Raw genomic sequence first — 2,770 nt, forward strand, 5'->3', positions numbered from 1 at the left:
GACCGGCGCGGCTCGGCCGGCCGGAGCGCGCCCCGCGAGGCGGCTCGGTCACCGGAGCCTTCCGGGGAGCCGGCCGGCAAGCGCAAGGCCGCCCCGGCCAAGCAGGCCGACGCACCGCCGCCGAAGACCAAACCGGTTCGCGACGCCTCGCTCCGGTCGGCGGAGCCGCCGGCGCGCCTGATCTCGGGGGCGCAAAGCACCGGACCCACCAGCACGGGGTTCCGCAGCCCCTGAGCGAGCACCGCCGCGTGCCCGCCATCACCGATCCGCCCGGTCGAGCCCGGCGCGCAAGGACCTGACGGAATGCAGATCGGGATGATCGGCCTCGGCCGAATGGGCGGCAACATCGTCCGGCGCCTCATGCGCGGCGGTCACACGGCGGTGGTCTACGACCGCAGCGAGGCGGCTGTGGCGGCGCTGGCGGCGGAGGGCGCCACCGCCAGCACCTCGCTCGAGGACCTGGTCGGCAAGCTGGAGACGCCGCAGACCGCCTGGGTCATGCTGCCCGCGGGCGATCCCACGGACGAGGCCGTGATGCAGCTCGCCGAGCTCATGCAGCCCGGCGGCACGGTGATCGACGGCGGCAACACCTTCTACAAGGACGACATGCGGCGCGCCGCGGCTTTGCGCGAGCGCGGTCTCACCTATCTCGACGTCGGTACGTCCGGCGGCGTCTGGGGCCTCGAGCGCGGCTATTGCATGATGATCGGCGGCGCCAAGGAGGCGGTGGACCGGCTGGACCCCGTATTCCGCTGCCTCGCCCCAGGCATCGGGGAGGTCGAGAGGACGCTTGGCCGGGAGGGACGCGATCCCCGGCCCGAACAGGGCTACCTCCATGCCGGGCCGAGCGGAGCCGGCCACTTCGTCAAGATGATCCATAACGGCATCGAATACGGGATGATGCAGGCCTTCGCGGAGGGCTTCGACATCCTGCGCAGCGCGAATTCGCCGGCACTGCCCTGCGAGCAGCGGCTCGACCTGAACCTCGCGGACATCGCCGAGGTGTGGCGGCGCGGCAGCGTGGTTTCGTCCTGGCTCCTGGACCTCACGGCGACCGCGCTGGCCGCCGACGGCACGCTCGAGGGCTTCAGCGGGTTCGTGGAGGATTCGGGCGAGGGCCGCTGGACCGTGAACGCCGCCGTGGAACAGGCCGTGCCGGCCCATGTGCTGACGGCCGCGCTCTACACGCGCTTCCGCTCGCGGCAGGATCCGAGCTTCGCCGACAAGGTCCTGTCGGCGATGCGCAAGGGCTTTGGCGGGCACCAGGAGCCCAAGGCCAAATGAGGCCCCGGGCGTCGGCCCGCGAGGCGGAGCCGGCGCCGCCCTGCACCCTCGTCATCTTCGGTGTCACCGGCGATCTGACCCGGCGGCTCCTGATGCCGGCGCTCTACAACCTCTCGCGCTGGGGCCTGCTGCAGGAGGGCTTCTCGATCATCGGCGTGGGCCGCAGCGCCATGACCCCCGACAGCCTGCGGGCCGAGTTCGACACCGCCATTCGGGGTTTTGTCGCCGACCGGGGCGGGGACCTCGCCTCCCAGGGCGTCGACGAGGCCGCCTGGCGGCGCGTGGTCGGGCGGCTCGATTACGTCCAGGGCGATATCGGCGAAGCCGCAACCTTTACCGAGATCGGCCGGCGGCTGGACGCCGGCGAGGTCGGGGCCAACGCCCTGTTCTACCTCGCGGTCGCAGCCCAGCTGTTCGGGCCCATCGTGCGCCGGATCGGCGAGGCCGGGCTGGCCCGGGAACAGGACGGCGCCTTCCGCCGCGTCATCATCGAGAAGCCGTTCGGGCAGGACCTCGCCTCGGCACGGTCGCTGAACCGCGATGTCCTGTCCGTGCTGCGCGAGGAGCAGGTGTTCCGGATCGACCATTTCCTCGGGAAGGAGACGGTCCAGAACATCATGGCCTTCCGGTTCGGCAACGGCTTCTTCGAGCCGATGTGGAACCGGGACCGGATCGATCACGTGCAGATCACGGTCGCCGAAACGGTCGGCGTCGAGCGGCGCGGCACCTTTTACGACGCCACCGGCGCGATGCGGGACATGGTGCCGAACCACCTGTTCCAGCTCTTCACGCTGATCGCCATGGAGCCGCCCGTCTCCTTCGGGGCGGACGCGATCAGGGACCGCAAGGAAGAGGTGCTGGCCGCCGTGCGGCCGCTGGACGGCGAGGTTGCCATTCGGGATGCGGTGCGGGCGCAATACACGGCCGGCACGGTCGAGGGCCGGGCGGTGCGCGACTACCGGGCCGAGCCGGACGTGGACCCCCGCTCCACCACCGAGACCTTTGTGGCCATGAAGCTGGCCATCGACAATTGGCGCTGGGGCGGCGTGCCGTTCTACCTGCGGACCGGCAAGTCCATGCGCAGGCGCGACACGGAGATCGCGATTCAGTTCCGGCAGGCGCCGCTCGCGCTGTTTCGTGAAGCCGGGGTCGATGTGCAGGTGCCGAACTGGCTCGTGCTCCAGATCCAGCCCGACGAGGGGATCAGCCTGCAATTCGGCGCCAAGGTGCCTGGACCGCGGGTGAAGCTCGATCAGGTCACCATGGGCTTCAAGTACCGCGACCACTTCCAGGTCGACCCTTCCACGGGCTACGAGACCTTGATCTACGATGCCATGATCGGCGACGCGACGCTGTTCCAGCGGGCCGACAACATCGAGGGCGGCTGGCAGGTGGTGCAGCCCGTGCTCGACGCCTGGGCGGCGCTCGCGGCCCCCATGGCCCGCTACGCGGCGGGCAGCGCCGGCCCGCGCGAGGCGGACGCGCT

3 protein-coding genes are annotated in these 2,770 nt (G+C 71.0%); all 3 read left to right on the forward strand.

Translation table 11 applies throughout. The features are described 5' to 3' along the window. Positions 1-234: hypothetical protein (locus tag JWR86_RS12805; RefSeq protein ID WP_299566080.1), on the forward strand; the 234-nt coding region annotated here is incomplete at its 5' end. 69 nt (positions 235-303) lie between these two features. After that, complete coding sequence (gnd, locus tag JWR86_RS12810) at positions 304-1,284, forward strand: phosphogluconate dehydrogenase (NAD(+)-dependent, decarboxylating) (RefSeq protein WP_299566083.1); 981 nt, start codon at positions 304-306, stop codon at positions 1,282-1,284. Then, a partial coding sequence (zwf, locus tag JWR86_RS12815; protein ID WP_299566086.1) for a glucose-6-phosphate dehydrogenase occupies positions 1,281-2,770 on the forward strand: 1,490 nt, incomplete at its 3' end. The genes gnd and zwf, both read left to right, overlap by 4 nt.

It is taken from the genome of Enterovirga sp. (genome assembly GCF_028290205.1).
Classification (GTDB): Bacteria; Pseudomonadota; Alphaproteobacteria; order Rhizobiales; family Beijerinckiaceae; genus Enterovirga.

What these genes read in the sequence shown, in the direction of transcription:
- gnd (WP_299566083.1), top strand. Translation starts at nt 304, where the DNA reads ATGCAGATCGGGATGATCGGCCTCGGCCGAATGGGCGGCAACATCGTC.